Annotated in this window: 6 protein-coding genes; 2 read left to right on the forward strand and 4 right to left on the reverse strand. The window is 34.8% G+C overall.

Annotated features, from left to right (window positions below; genetic code table 11):
• Positions 1 to 24: 24 nt before the first annotated feature.
• Both FJX03_08185 and FJX03_08190 read right to left on the reverse strand, forming a co-directional pair.
• A complete protein-coding gene (locus FJX03_08185; protein MBM3633658.1) occupies positions 25 to 1,212 on the reverse strand; it encodes a DUF4102 domain-containing protein in 1,188 nt (395 codons plus the stop codon).
• 543 nt (positions 1,213 to 1,755) lie between these two features.
• Positions 1,756 to 4,920: a lipase family protein gene (locus FJX03_08190; GenBank protein ID MBM3633659.1), complete on the reverse strand. Its 3,165-nt coding sequence runs from the start codon at positions 4,918 to 4,920 to the stop codon at positions 1,756 to 1,758.
• Between the two features lie 355 nt (positions 4,921 to 5,275).
• Here FJX03_08190 and FJX03_08195 point away from each other — a divergent pair, with 355 nt between their 5' ends.
• The gene (locus tag FJX03_08195) at positions 5,276 to 8,749 is read left to right on the forward strand and encodes a tetratricopeptide repeat protein (protein ID MBM3633660.1); all 3,474 of its coding nucleotides are present in this window, start codon (positions 5,276 to 5,278) and stop codon (positions 8,747 to 8,749) included.
• A gap of 294 nt (positions 8,750 to 9,043) precedes the next feature.
• On the opposite strand, the gene FJX03_08200 is transcribed toward FJX03_08195, so the two are convergent.
• Positions 9,044 to 9,307 (reverse strand): TauD/TfdA family dioxygenase, encoded by a 264-nt coding sequence (locus tag FJX03_08200; GenBank protein ID MBM3633661.1) that lies wholly within the window; start codon positions 9,305 to 9,307, stop codon positions 9,044 to 9,046.
• A gap of 76 nt (positions 9,308 to 9,383) precedes the next feature.
• Here FJX03_08200 and FJX03_08205 point away from each other — a divergent pair, with 76 nt between their 5' ends.
• Entirely contained in the window at positions 9,384 to 13,076 is a 3,693-nt protein-coding gene (locus FJX03_08205; protein MBM3633662.1) for a hypothetical protein, read from the forward strand.
• A gap of 393 nt (positions 13,077 to 13,469) precedes the next feature.
• Here FJX03_08205 and FJX03_08210 read toward each other — a convergent pair whose 3' ends face one another.
• A complete protein-coding gene (locus FJX03_08210; GenBank protein ID MBM3633663.1) occupies positions 13,470 to 15,029 on the reverse strand; it encodes a hypothetical protein in 1,560 nt (519 codons plus the stop codon).
• Positions 15,030 to 15,597: the final 568 nt, after the last annotated feature.

Here is a 15,597-nt window from a genome sequence, read left to right on the forward strand (position 1 = left end):
AACCTCTCAAAGTAATGAAAATAATTATGCTGCTTCAATTGGCTCATCTTCCTCAACCTTCCTCATAATCTGCAACATTGCTTGCGTTGCTTTCTCCACAGAGTCTCTGACAGGATCAAGATTTAACCGCGCATAGACAGCTGTCGATTGAGTGGTCTTATGACCTAGGCTTCGACCAATCATAAAGCTGTTTGATCCTGTCGCTGCTTGCCAGCTTCCCAAAGTTCGTCTGAGATCGTGAATCCTTAAATCTTTTATGCCAACTCTTTGCAATATTCTTTTCCATCCTGCTTTGGGTTCCACCATATGGCCTGTTTTTCCCGAACCTTCAAAAACCCAATCTTTTTTGCCGTAATTTTTTAGACGCGTCTTCAAAATACCAATCACCGTATCGATCAGATGAACGCGTAAAGGTTCTCCATTCTTGGTTTCTGGTACGAGCCATTCCTTCCGATCAAAATGGATATCTTCCCATCGCATGGCTAACACATTAGCCTGCCTAACTCCCGTAAAAAGAGATATGTAAACATAATCACGAATGGTGTCGTTTGGTTCTTGATCTAAGCTTTCAAAAAACCTTGGCAGTTCATCAGGGTGAAGAAAACGATCCCTTGTCTTTTCTTTGAATTTCTTGACTCCTTGGGCTGGATTTGTGCCTTCCCAACCCCATTCAATCGCTTTGTTGTAAAGAATGCAGATTCTTGCTAAAAGCCGGTTTGCTTGATACAGTCCATTTTCTTTCCCAATTCTTTCATGAAGAGCTTGAATGTCCTGCTTGGTAATTGCAGAGAGCTTTCTTTGAAACCAGTGCCCAATAAATCTGGGTATGTCTCTCTCATCATCTTGCCAGGTTCTCTTATGGGGTTTGCTATGTCTTTCCATATACAAAGAAAACATCTCTTTCAATGTTGTCTCAGCCCGTAGCTTTTTCTTTTCAACATTGGGGTTTTTTCCCTTGATCATCTCCGAAATGGTAGTGCGTGCCTTATCTCGAGCTTCTTCGACTGATAACTCAGAATATTTACCAAGAGTAATGCGAACGGGCTTATCATTAAATTTTCGATAGACCTTATAAGATTTGGACCCATGTTCCGTTACCATGAGCTCAAGGCCCCTAACGTAGGTGTCGTAAACGTAAAGCCGTTTCCCCTTGTTGGGCAAAGGCAGAGCATCCAGACTTTTCTTTGTGAAGTTAAAGCTATTATCCTGCATTTTCATCTTTCTCCCTTCTTCACATTTTTCGACTTCCTGAGCATAATCAGGGGCTTTCTGGGTATACCTGGGGATACGCCGGGTATACTTTAGGCAGCTATTATGAGATAAATCCATAAAATTGTATCAAAATGAAGGTATCTATTTTGCTAGATTTTGTAAAGATTTTTATTGGATTAGAAAATTTGAGAAAGTCAAAACCGTGTGACTTTTAATCAGAGGGTCGTTGGTTCGAATCCAACAGGGCCCACCATGAAAACTGCGGATCTCGGAGTTTTTGTAAATCCCTCAAAAAATTTCCGGAAGCATATCGGAAGCAAATGGTGAAAAATAGTAGTCTAATTTGTATACTGTTTTACATATGATTATTTATTAGACTCTCTTAACGCTCTAAAATCTTTGACTCATTTTGATCTGATTTAATGCAAATGGGCTATATTGAAAAGAATCTTAGAGGAGAATTTAGAATTAAAAGCATATAACTAGAAGAATTATATTTGAGCCCCTAAGATCCCGTGAATCTTAGAGGCTCATAATTTATACTTATGAGGCTAAAGTGGCTTCTCCTATCACTTCTCTTCTAAGTCTATTAAGGTCGTAAATAAGGTTTTGGTGGTGTAGTGTTGGTCTTCTATTTAAACAGCTAGGCAAACAATTATAATTTGGATTTGCAAAAGTTAATAAATGCATAAGATTTCTTTGAAAATTCTGGAAAGCATGTGTTCTAAATTCTTGCCCCTGATTTCTTGCCTGATGGAGAATTAAATTCCTAAATTCATTAATATCAATAAAACTCATTAATCTATTCCAATGATCTGCATAACTTGTTGCAGTGCATAATTGATTGTAGAGAATTTGCCTTTCATTATTAAAAATATCTTCATTAACTTGCGTAATATCTAAGGGTTGGATTAACCTTGCGAGAAGATTTCTATCAAATCTTAGCGCTGGTCTTGGTTCCGTAACGAGTTCCTTGCCATGTCTGATGTCCCTTCTAAGTCTGTCTTGTGCGTCGTACCTTGTAAAATGCAATTGCTTTTGTTTGAAAGCTTCTCCAAGACCTACTTGGGTTAAGATACCCAGAGCTTGTTGAAGAGGCTCCCTCTGTCTGCCTGTTTGCATTAAATATTGAGGTGTACAAACCTTTTCATCTACGCAGCCTTGGTATATTTTTGTTAGGGTATCAAGATGCACATCCCTTCTTCCGGCAACACCGTAATAGTAGCTTGGAAATGTTACATATTGGGAAACAAATATATGCTTTGCTAAAAATGCGCCACAACTAAATGGCTGAATATCTTCATCTGCTAAATATAGTCCTTTATCATTTAGGAATTGTTTTACAGCTTGAATAGTGCAGGGGGTATCTTTGTTAATCGGAAAATCTATTACTTGACCTTCAAGACGGAAAGTAGCCGTAATTTCATGACGATTGTAAAGAAGATTTGAGGTGCGTTTGACTCTTACTGCCTTCTCGTTTGTACTGTATGAATTAGAAGCATTAGTGTCATATGAATAAAGATTTCCAGATTCTTCAACTGTAAATCTAGGAGATATACTCGCTGCATATCTAGGAGAATGAACAGCTTGGAGTGCCTCTTCAACACTTGAGGGAGGAGTAAGTTTAATAGTAGTTGGTGTATATCTAATAATACGCGCAGCAAGATCACGATCTAGTAATAGAGGTTGCGGTAATGAATCTGTAACAAGTTGTTTAGTAATTTCTAAAACCATTTTTTTATGTTTTTTGTAGGCAGGTAGCCTCTTAACTCTAATATAATTATTTAAGATTTCCAAAAAATTTGATATTTGTGGTATTAGAAAGGGTTTATCTAAGTCCTCTAAATAACTTTTATATCTTTCCGTCCCATGTTTTCTCCACCAATCGAGAAGTCCAAAATTTTGGTTGTACATATTATATAAAACAACATTTCTACCTATATGTGTAGTATCATCAAATAGTAAGCCCCTAAAGGGATATGGTCTATCATTCGGTAATCTTTTTCTTGCTGACCAATCGACTACTGGATCTCCAAAAGTCCATATTCTAAAGATATTCTCTTTTCCCAAAGCCTCCTCAATTTTAATTTTTGAAACTTCATCTACTATTGCGGGAGAACCAAATGTATATGTTTTTACTTTTATATTTTGTGTTTGAGTAATATCATTAAATTCATTAATAAATTGTGTTTTATAACGGTATGCAGTTAATTCTGCCAATGCTCCACCGAGACTATGGCCTGTCGTAATGATTTCTAATTTAAGTGGTTTTTTATTTCCTCTATAATAGGTTTGAATTTTTTGTATTAATGCAGGTTGATGTTTTTTACTACTTTCCTCCGATAACCAGCCAATTCCTTGGTGAACAGCTAAACCCAAATAAGAGTTCAAACCTATAGTTAAATTATTTCCCCAGTCCGTATCAGAATTTGATCCCGAATAAACAATAAAAATTTTATCTTTTCTAGCAGGGGAAGTATCCCTTTCGATATATGCAACATAATCAACCTCCCCTAGATTTTCGAACCAAGTTAATGGATTTCCTTTAAACTTCATCCCTCTAGTTGCTAATGTATTCCAGAGTCCGCCATATGTTGTTCTATTTCTAAAACCTATATCCATAAGTCTAATATTATTATTTCCAATCAATCCTGCTTGGTATAAAAATGAAAAACCAATTACTCCTTTCACAGATAAGTGCTTATTTTTAAACATAGGTATTCTATCTAGAGATAACTTATCATCCATTTCAGATATCCATGTTTCTGGGCTTATAGATTCTTGTGTGAAATACCAGTTATACTCCTCATCAATGTCACGCTTAATGACATCTAATTTTGCTGGAAGAGAAACAACTGATATCTTGTCCCCCATAATACATTCATCTTCATTAATATATTCATCTTCTCTATTTAATAACTTTAAAAAATTATTAATATCATTAACAAGCGATTTAATATTATCGATAATATGTGACTCACATTTTTTTCTGTCGATCGCAAGAACTTGCTTTTTACATTCCCATGGGTGATCTTTTTCTTCAATTACTATTTCTCTTCTTGCTAAATAATTTAGCTGATTTTTGACAGCTTCAAGATTTTCATAAATCCCATTTATCTCTTGATAATGATTAATAACTCTATCTAATTTTTCTGCCACACCCGCTAAATGCTGACTGTTATGCAAATCACGTGTTGAAAAATCTGTATAGATTGATTCGCACAATCTAATATATTTTTTGAAATTTATTTTTTCTTCATAGCTGCAAGTTGATCCTGTAATATCAATATCGGGTTGTGAATTTGCATCATCTAAATAATCTGTAAATAATGTATTAACATATTCCTCACTAAAGTGTTCATCAATGACGCCTTTTAATTCTCTATAAGCATTCTTTTTTATATTATCTATTGCTGTAATATAGGTTTCCTTCGCAAGATTTAAGCGAGTTTTTAAGGTATTTTTATTAAAGCTCGCATTAGCTATTGGATTATTTTCGCTATCAACAAATCTATAAGATTCTCCTACTTGAATAAGCCTTACTTCCCCTTGATTAAGAGCTTGGATATTTTGTGCATCTACGGCCCGGGTATTAAAAGAAGAGCCTATGCAAAGATTTAGAATAAAAGTAGATATTACTACCTTTTTGAAAATGGGTTTTTTTATAATTTGTAAATTTTTTTTTACTTGAATCGCGTTTGTCATCATTTTCTCCTATTCATAATTTATGTGAGTAAGGCACCTAATATTTTATTAGAGATTCGCCAACTCATATTTTTTTCATTTATCAAAATATGAACTTCACATTTGTTTCTGCTATTTATTAATGATTGCTCAAGTTTTCTTAAAACCTCGACCAAGCATCATAAGTTAACTTTAGGGAGAGGATTTACCATTACCTACCCTGAAAGGATACCAGGGTAGGGTACCAGGGTAAAATTTACCTGGTTCTTTACAATAAGATTAAAAGCAGCTAGGTTGAGAACACTCCACTATAAGATAAGAAGCTTTATTGAATTAAAGATTCAAATAGCGGCTTAAAATAGAATCAAGATCAGGAGCAATGCAAAATACTGAACATGAGTTTTTCCAGGATATTTATTCTCACCATCTAAAAGAAATTAGAGGTGTAAAATTTACGCGCAGAGAAGTTGATGTTATTGCCTTTCTTATAAGCGGCAGATCTGCCAAAAGAATTGGTTCTATTTTATCTCTTTCCCCAAAAACAATTGCAAACTATACACACAACATAATGATAAAGTTGAGTTGTGGCTCAAAAGAAAACATTATAGATTTCATTGAAAAATCTGATAAACTATTGTTTATTAAGAAATATCATGCAGCACTATTGCGGGAATATATGTTCGAGAAATGTTTTACAAACATTTCAACTTTGAAATCAGGTGAAAGTCTTCCTTGTCTAATTGTTTATTATCCCACTGAAAATAGCGCTTCCTCATATATTAATCATTTGTCAAAATATTTAAAAATGGCAGGGATAGTTGTTTCCCTTGAGGCAAGAGATAAAAGCAATTCATTACCCGAAATATTAAAAGAAAGACACGAAAATACATATGTTGTCTATAATTTAGATAAAAAATGGATAGAAGAATATCAGCAAGCTTTCGCACATAAAGCGGTAAAAGCTAATCGTAATTTTCCTAATCTTCCAGATGAAAATAATAATAAATTATTTGTTTTCCCCCATCATGAAATGGCTAAGACCATTAGTATTACGGGTGGAGGTGATATTTTAGAGCCTTCCCAAGAGGACAGCTATTATTCTTTAGTACTTGAAATCATTAGAAGACTTGTGCCCCATCCAAAGTTAGACGAAATCATTGTAACTTTTAATAACAACAAGCAAGTGTGGGAAAATAATTATGATCATTTAAACGCACCTTCTATTAGTGCAGCACAGGCAAGTGAAAATAAATTAGAACTAAAGAGAAGTAAATATAAGACGCGGGGATATAGCTTAATAGGTTGGAAGAGACACCTATTCCTGATGTTGGTGATAATTGGTGTTATAGCGACTGCGATGTTCTTATTTAAGGGATATGAAGAAAAACAAAAAAGTTTGGCGATTCGTTCGGATTTGACGATACCCTCGGAATCTCTATCTCTTTCTCGTCCTGAACTTATTGCTCAGATTAAAAATAAGTTTAAAAAAACGAATAAAGGCATTCATACCATTGCACTTGTAGGGCCAGGTGGAGCAGGAAAGACAACTCTTGCCAATCAATACGGTCATCAACAAAATGCTAGTATTATATGGGAAATAAATGCTGAAACAAATGACAGTTTGCAATCAGCTTTTGAAGCTTTAGCTCAAGCTCTTGCTCGTAAAATTGAAGATCAGAAAAAATTAAAAGAGGTTCAAGAAATAAAGAACCCCAGTGAACGGGAAAGAAAAATAATAGTATTTGTAAGAGATCATCTCAAAGAAAATTCAAACTGGTTTTTAATTTATGATAATGTTGAAAATTTTGCAGATATTCGAAAGTACTTTCCAAAAGATTTTGAAACTTGGGGAAAGGGGAAAATTATTGTCACTACGCGAGATGCTAACATTAAAAATAATAAATACGTTGATCATGTGATTCAAGTCGGGGAACTAAACCCCCAACAAAAATTTGATTTTTTTGTAAAAATTATTAGTCATGATAAATCGTCAAATTATGAGCGTATATCGGATGAAAAAACTAAAGAATTTTTGAAAGAAATTCCCTCATTTCCGTTAGATATTTCTGTTGCAGCTTACTATTTGAAAACTACGGAAATTTCATATGATGAATATTTGGAAAAATTAAATTCAAATCAGGAAAATATCGCAGATTTACAGGAAAATATATTAAATGAATCAGGTAATTATAAAAAAACACGTTATAAAATAATTATGTTAACTCTTCAAAAATTAATTAAAATTCATCCAGATTTTCAAGACTTGTTATTATGCATTAGCCTCTTAAATTCTCAAAATATTCCAAGAGACTTACTGGACCGATTTAAAAACACTACTGTTGTTGACAAATTCATCTATAACTTGCAAAAATTTTCTCTCATAAATGTTGATGCTCCTAATAAAGTTAATCCTCTTATAACGCTCTCTATTCATAGAAGTACCCAATCAATTATTGTTAAATATTTTATTAAGCAATTGAGTTTGGAGAAAAATAAGGAGATTATTAAACCAATTCTATTAACATTCATTAATTATATGAGTTCTGCAATAAATGAAGATAATTTTATAAAGATGCATCTGTGCATTAGACATGGGGATACAATTTTAAAACACCAAAAATTGATACATCCTATCGACAATATTTTAATTACGGGAGAATTAGCATACATCTATTATATTTTGTCTATTGATAAAAATTTTATTGAAACGTTAAGCAGTTGCTTATTTGAGTTAGAAAATATGAGCATTCAATATAAACCATATTTAGCAAGGATAACTTCATACTTGGGAATAATCTATTGGGGTAGAGGGGATTTTGAAAAATCAGAAATTTTCTTAAAAGAAAGTTTAAACTTATATGACCGATATAAAACAGATGATCCTATTAGAATTGCTCAAACTCTTACATATCTTGGTATTTTATATGTTGATAAAGGAGATCAATTAGAAAAGGCCAAGGACCTGATTGAAAGAAGTCTTACATATTATAACAATGCGAATGAACAAAATTATGCAGGCTTGGCCTTATCATTAGCTCAATTAGGTAATGTATATTTGAAGCTTCTCGACTATAGCAAAGCAAAAATCTATATTGAAAAAAGCCTACAAATCTATCAAAATTATATTTCTTCTGAACACGCAGATGCTGGATGGGCAATTGCACTTCTCGGCTGGGTATATTCTGCACAAGGAGAATTTGAAAAGGCTATAAATTTATATTTAGAGACGCTTACAATTTATAAAAAGCATTTTCCAGAGGATAGTCTAAGCATGGGATGGGCTTTGCGAAATTTGGGCAGTGGTTATGTGGATTTAAATGAATATGATAAAGCTTCATCTGTTTTAAACAAAAGCTTAAAAATATTCCGGGATGCAGTTGGAAATGATAACATTAAAACAAAATGGGTGTTGTTTGAAATTGGAAGGCTGCATTTAAGACAGAAAAAAACAGCCAAAGCTAAAGAAATATTTTTTGATTGTCTTGAATTTGAAGAAAGATCAAACAAAAGTAGTTATGCGATAATGAGACTGTTGCGTTATTTAGGGGAAGCTTATCTCCAAGAAAATAATATTACTCAAGCGGAAAAATATTTCCAAAGATCATATCAAATTAGCCAAGTAAAAAATAGTAATTCAAATTTTGTTATTTTTGACAAACTTGCCGACTTGTATATTAAAAAATCTGAAATGGCTTCTGATACAAATTCAAAGGCACACTTAAAACAACAAGCTATTAGCCATTTGAAGCATGCGCAGGATATTTTAAATAATCTAGCTCTTAAAAATTCCTCATATTTTAAAAACATTCAAAAAAAGTTAGATATCTTAGAAGCTCATAATGCGAATTCATAATGACTACTTATTGTCAGTGTAATTAAAGGTTGATTTGTAAATTTTTGGGATTATTTTTTTTCCATTCTCTTGAGAGTTCTTAACTGTAATAATGCTTCCGCACCTCGGACAAAGTCTTTCCATATATTGTCTCCTTATTTTTTTGGAAACTTCATAACACCACATATTCTTATATACTCTCTTGTTACTTAGAAAATTAACTTAAGATCAGGATAAGGGAAAATTTAGAATTTCCCTTATCCTAGCTTGTCTTAAATACTATCTACTTTATCCATGATAGACAAATAACCTTAATTAATTGGATGGTTTATTTTTTTTCACATACGCTCTTTGAAGCCATCTAAAAGGGTTTTCTATATGACCACCTCTTCCATGCATAACTCCCGTAATTTTATTGATGCCCCATCCATTATTAAAAATAAGCATCTCTCCAGGTTGAATTGATATTTCCTGAGGAACCCACTGTTTTGCAGCTAAGGCAATATAGTCCAAGATTTTTAGAGCATCATCTGTGGCACCTTTAATACGATGCATTTCTTGATATAATCGTAGCCGCAAACCTTTATTCTCTTCTTCATGCGCTATAAGGGGAAATATACCACTTTCAAGTTGATCTAATCCTGTGCCCCCCGCAATGTCTGAGTTTGAATGTGAACTAGCTTGCGATAAAATTGCTAAAGAAATAGTTATGGTCGATGACCAGTACAATAGTGTTGTTGCGCAATACGAAAACATACTTGATGAAGTATTTTCGAAATATCCCTCTGCGCAAGCATTGGAAAACACATCGAATAATCTACCTCACCCCCCTAAAAAAGATGTCTTAATTTTGGGTGCTGGAGTCGCTGGGTTAGTTACGGGTATTATTCTTCAACGAGAGGGCTTTAATGTTACCATATTAGAAGCAAATAGAACGCGAGTTGGGGGGCGTATAAAGACTTTTCGCACTGAAGAAGGCAGAGAGCCACCTTTTGAAGATCCGAGCCTATATGCAGAGGCAGGAGCTATGCGTATTCCAACTTCCCATCCTTTAGTACAAACCCTTATAAATAAATTAGGGCTTCAAACGCAACCATTTTATAATGTTGATGTTAGAAAAGATGATGATACAAGACCAGCAGGAAATACTTGGGTTCGTGCTAATGGAATACAAGAAAGATCTTCCCAATACGTTTCTCCTGAACTGCCTGAATCTGATCGCCAATTGGGCTTTGCATTGCCACCTAAATATAAAGGTAAAACAGCAAAGGAACTGCTTGATGAGGCATTATCTCCCTTGATAAAAGCCACAATTCCAGACACTACAATTAAAGACTCAAAGCTTCGCAATAAGAAAGTGGTGGAAGCTTGGAAGCAAATTATAATTAAGTATGATAAATATAGTATGGGTCAATTTCTTAAAGAAAAATATCCTGAACATGTCGTTTTAGATTATATTGGCACGCTTCAAAATTTAACCTCCAGGCTATTCTTATCTTTTATACATGGTTTCGTAGATACATTTTATATAAATCCGACTACACAATATAGAGAAATTGTAGGAGGCAATTACAGATTGCCTTATGAGCTTGCAAATAAATTTGGTAAACGAAATATTGTTATGAATGCTCGTGCAATTGAAATCCAATGGGCAAGCCCGACACATCCTGTAGATATTAAAAATAAAAACGCTAAAGCCATACACCGGGAAAGAGCTGGAGTGTACGTTAGAACAGTTGGTGAAAGAGTTGGAGAGTATAATGAAGCAGCGACTCAGCCGATGGAAAGAGAGTTTACAGCAGATTATTTAGTTGTTTCCATACCATTTTCTTCCCTGCGATTTTTTAATGTAAATCCACTTTTCAGTTACGCTAAAAATCGAGCAATTACAGAGCTTCACTATGATTCGGCAACGAAAATATTTCTAGAATTTAACCAACGGTTTTGGGAATGGAACGAACAAGAATGGAATGAATTACTATCAGATAAATATAGAGGACATAATTCTATTGGAGGGGGAGTGGTAACAGATTCACCCAATAGGTTTATTTATTTTCCTAGCCATGCGCCAAATAAAGAAAGCAAGGGAGGTGTAATTTTGGCAAGCTATACTTGGTCTGATGATGCCAATCGGTGGGATTCAATTAGAATAGAAGATAGAGTTACTTATGCCCTCAGAGGGCTTACAGATATTTACGGCAAAGGAATCCTTCGTTTTTATACAGGTAAATGTCAAACAGAAAGTTGGATGGAGAACTTCTATGCTTTTGGTGAAGCGGCAGTATTTTCTCCCGGTCAAATCATAGGCTTATATCCAAATGTATCGACTCCAGAAGGACCTGTGCATTTTGCAGGAGAACATGCGTCTATGAAACATGCTTGGATTGAAGGTGCTATTGAATCTGCAATAAGAGTCTCTTTAGAAATACGAAAAAAGGAGGAAAATGCAGCAGGTACACTTGTTGCGTCAAATAAAGTGGATAAAATTAATGAACCATCAAACAATAATGATGACGATAATGATAATGGTTTTAGAGAAATGACAGTTGCATCTTATCTGAAAGATCGCCTTGAATCATTAGGTGTAAAGCGTATTTTTGGTGTTGCAGGGAATTATACAGCCCCATTTTTAGATACTATTTTAGAAGATAAGAATCCACATAGATTACAAATTACAGGTACTTCCAATGAACTCTGTGCAGGATTTGCAGCTGATGGATATGCACGTATCTTAGGAAGAGACGGTGTTGGGGTATTGGCTGTGACATATGGAGTAGGAGCTTTCAGTGTTGTAAATTCTGTTGCGGGTTCTTTTGTTGAACAAGTACCTGTAGTTGTAATAAATGGTGCACCTACTAATAAGGAATTTAAAACTCATGAATTAGAAGGCGTTTTGTTTTCTCATATGCTTCCTAGTGCTACATCTAACATTGAAGTTTTTCGACCTATTACAGTAGCTGCAGAACGTATTAGCAATGCTAATGAAGCTCAACTACAAATTGATTCTGTACTTACCGCATGTATAAATCGTCGACAGCCTGTCTATTTAGAGGTTTTAGAAGATGTATGGCGCGATAAATTCTGGGTTGCTGCTAATCTAAATCCAATAAAGAGAATGCCATTTCCAATATCAACTACGGATGTAGATGCAGCTGTTGAAAGCACTTTGGATTTGATTAAGAAGCATGAAAAGAAGAATAAAGCTCAACCCATGTTCTGGGCTGGGATAGAAATTCAGCGTTTTGGTATTCAAGAAACTTTCTTATCACTTTTAAAATCTAGTGGACTCCATTATACGACTGCGGCTTTAGGTAAGTCACTGGTTTCTGAAGACACGCCCGGATTTTCGCGTGTAGGACTCCCTCAAAATGCGAGTTGTGTAATTGGGTTAGGAGCATGGACAACAAGTAAAGATATCGGAAATAAAGGCATACTAGCGGATGATGACAAAGCTATTGTTTCACAAGGCATTGCATATGTAGGAGGTAAATTATATCAAAATGTATCATTAAAATTTTATATGGAAAAGCTTGAGAAAAGATTAGAAATATATCATCAAAGTATGCAATCAAATAATGTTTCAACAAGTGTGGATACGAAAAGCGTATGGGCAGAGCCTGTATATCCAACTAGTAAATTACTTAATTTAGAAAAACACAGAAGTAATACTCTATGGGATTACGATACCTTTTTTAAAGTCCTTAATGACCAATGGATAAAAGATAGTAAAGATACCATAGTTGTTGTAGATGCTTCGTTTTCTCTAATCGCAGCACAGCAAGCATTACATATTAAGTCACAAGATGGATTTGTTGCACAAGCAGCTTGGCTATCTATAGGTTATGCTTCACCTGCTGCCATAGGGGTTAAATGTGCTATCAATGATAATAAATTAAAAGATAAGCGCGTTGTCGTTATTGCAGGCGATGGGGCATTTCAAGAAACATGCCAAGGGGTTTCCAGTTATACTCAACTTAACCACAATACAGTTGTTTTTGTTCTTGCGAACGGAATTTATGGAATCGAACAAAAAATAGTGAATCCTAATCCATTTCGCCCTAACCCTATACCGCAATCTGATACAAAAGTATATGAATACAACAAACTTAATGATTGGAAATATGAAAAATTAGCTGAAGTTTTTGGGGGAGGATTGAGCCATACAGTCAAAAATATTGAAGAATTAGAGCAGGCAATTCATGATATTCACAAAAATCCCCACAAATCTTTTATAGTAAATGTAAAAATACCAACACTAAGTGTGCCATCTGTATTAAACGCCACACTCGATAATGCTGGAGAAGATGAGATAAATAATCCAAACTGGCCACCTAAAGATGTATTTTAATTTATAACTATATTTATATAAAATTTTTTGAGTTAGAAAAAAGGAATTTTGCTATAAGCGGATTTTGCCCCCTTAAAAGTCCCCATTCTAATTTTTCAAATTTATGAAAATTAAAAAGTCATAATTTTGGTTTTATCAATCATTCATTTCGAATACTTAAGAAATGCGCGCTTACACATTGCATTTTGCAACGCTGCTTTGTTGCAAGCAACCTATTTTAAAAAGCATTGTTTTTTGATTTTAAAATTCATTATTTCTGATAAATAATTTACCACTCTATGGCGAGAAATTAAGTTTATTTTATGAGATACTTATTTCCATCAATTAAGAGTCATACCAAAATAAATTCGAAATTTCTGAATAAAATTTTTGTCATATTTTCTATGGTAATTATTAATATTTAGCTTTCAAAAGAAGCTTATCTTGTTTCGGCGGCATAATACTTTTCATCGTTGTTGCAGGATCCTTCCAAATTTCAGAACTTTTTCTAGAATCTTGAGGGTTTGTCCTTTTTGAAGGCGATGCGTCCGTTGTCTTTTTAGAAGTTAATTCTGGCCAAGGGTCTTGAGGCATTAAATTATCATCATCATTATTTGTAGATGTAACTGCTTGTTGGCGCTTAGCTATATCAAGATAACTTGGTTGAGCGGGTAGCATTTGTTTATTAGAAGATTGAGTAGAGGAAATAGCCGACACGCTTTGCGAGGAAATTGAAGATTGTTCGTGAGAGGCTAAATCTTCTTTTTTTAAACTTGGCCAAGCATCTTTATTCTCAGTTACAAGAGGTTTACTAGGGCGTGGTGAAGTATGATTAAACATATCGCCCAATCTAAAAACAGGTTCAAAGAAATCGGGAGGAGGATCTGTAAAAAGAAGTTTGTGTGCGGCTGACGATGCCACTTCCCAACCCCCATCTAAATAAATGGCTCCCATAAACGTGCGGACGGTACCACAAGCCATTCTGTTGGGAACCCGTTCCGGAGCTATAAGTTCACCAATGAACCCATGATATTGTTTGGTAAGATAGCGCCACAATTGCCATTTTTGAAAAACACCCTCCAAATTATCATTGTTAATCAGCTGTTCATTTTGGGCCATCAACAGGCCTTCTTCGGCATCGGGAAAATCGTTATAGACTTTTTCTGCAATTGCGAGAGCCAAAACTCTCACGCCTATAAAATCAAGTTTCTTAAAAGCACTTCCTCCCACACTTGGATGCTGGAAGGCATCATACAAAAGACGATTGTTTTTGAAAGCATAACCTAATAGCTCTACAAGTTGGGGAAGCTTTCTGCGGTGAAGAGATACTTGAACATTGTCTGAAGAAATTAAGGATGATCTCAGCTGAATAACAGCTTCTTCTGTATTGAGTTTATTGCGACTCCTTATCAGTTTTTCACCGTAAGTTTGAGCCGCTATAAAATCCCTATCTTTGTAGACGGCCCCTATTAAGGCCTCTACAATATCAGAGGCTGTTTTTTCTGCTATGGGGCCTATCACAGGTGCTTGATAAGAGGGGGATGTTAGGAGAGTTGGATCAATATGACAAACTTCGTAAAGGTGGACCAGACTCGGTTTGGAAACAAGCTTAGAAAAGGCATCTGCTAACCAACCGATACTTTTTGAAGGGTAGTATTTATATAACATATGAGCCGTCATAAGCCCCCAAACTCTATCGCCTAAAAACTCAAGTCTCTCAAAGGCTTTTGTGCGGGGTTGGAGCGCTTTCCTACCCAAAGATGTGTCAGAAAACTCATAGCCAAAAACAGTGAGAGGTTTCTCCGTAACATTTGGTATATTGGATTTAGAGGTTTGTGAGCTGGATGATTCGGCAAAGTCACCATCAAGATCAACATCATGCGCTTTTATTCCAGAAGTTAAAACACCAAAACAAATCAGCAATATTAAAAAGTTAAATTGTGGTGAGAGAGTTTTTTTTGGAATAAAGATCATGAAGGCTTTCCTTGTATCAACAAGAATATCTTCCTTATATATCACTGAAAAATTTAATCTGCAATCCTGCGACTCGTTCAAAATTTATAGCGAATTTATGATAGTGCCTATTAGGTAAAATAAAATTCGCATTAACTACAAATAGCTGAAGTTATATTAGACTCAAAGTGATGGTTGTAAGATGTAACTGTCGTTGCCAATAAGACACATATACAAAAAATATATTCTTTCTGCAACTATGAAGAGTATTTTTATTTGCTTCTGATTTATCAATCCTTTACCTTAAAGGAAGGTTTGAGATTGAACAGGCCGTGCAGGCAAATTATCTGAACCTTTTCGATAAGGCAGTGCCAAAATCGAGAGTAAGCGTGGCATCATAGTGCGACTAACACGATGACGCCACTAACCACAATCAACCCTTAGGAGGTTAATCATGGCTAACATGGCGATTGCACTGAAAATTAGCTTAGCCTTCTAAAAATTACCTCCCTAAGTTTTTACCCGACTTTCCTGCTGCTCTATTCATTGCTATTATCCTTTTTAATCAATAAAGAAAAAGGATACCGAG

The organism is Alphaproteobacteria bacterium, from assembly GCA_016870095.1.
In the GTDB taxonomy this organism is placed as follows: Bacteria; Pseudomonadota; Alphaproteobacteria; order Paracaedibacterales; family VGCI01; genus VGCI01.

Excerpts from the sequence above, each read along its gene's own strand:
- FJX03_08185 (MBM3633658.1), bottom strand. The coding sequence starts at position 1,212 with ATGCAGGATAATAGCTTTAACTTCACAAAGAAAAGTCTGGATGCTCTG.
- FJX03_08190 (MBM3633659.1), bottom strand. The coding sequence starts at position 4,920 with ATGATGACAAACGCGATTCAAGTAAAAAAAAATTTACAAATTATAAAA.
- FJX03_08195 (MBM3633660.1), top strand. The coding sequence starts at position 5,276 with ATGCAAAATACTGAACATGAGTTTTTCCAGGATATTTATTCTCACCAT.
- FJX03_08205 (MBM3633662.1), top strand. The coding sequence starts at position 9,384 with ATGTCTGAGTTTGAATGTGAACTAGCTTGCGATAAAATTGCTAAAGAA.
- FJX03_08210 (MBM3633663.1), bottom strand. The coding sequence starts at position 15,029 with ATGATCTTTATTCCAAAAAAAACTCTCTCACCACAATTTAACTTTTTA.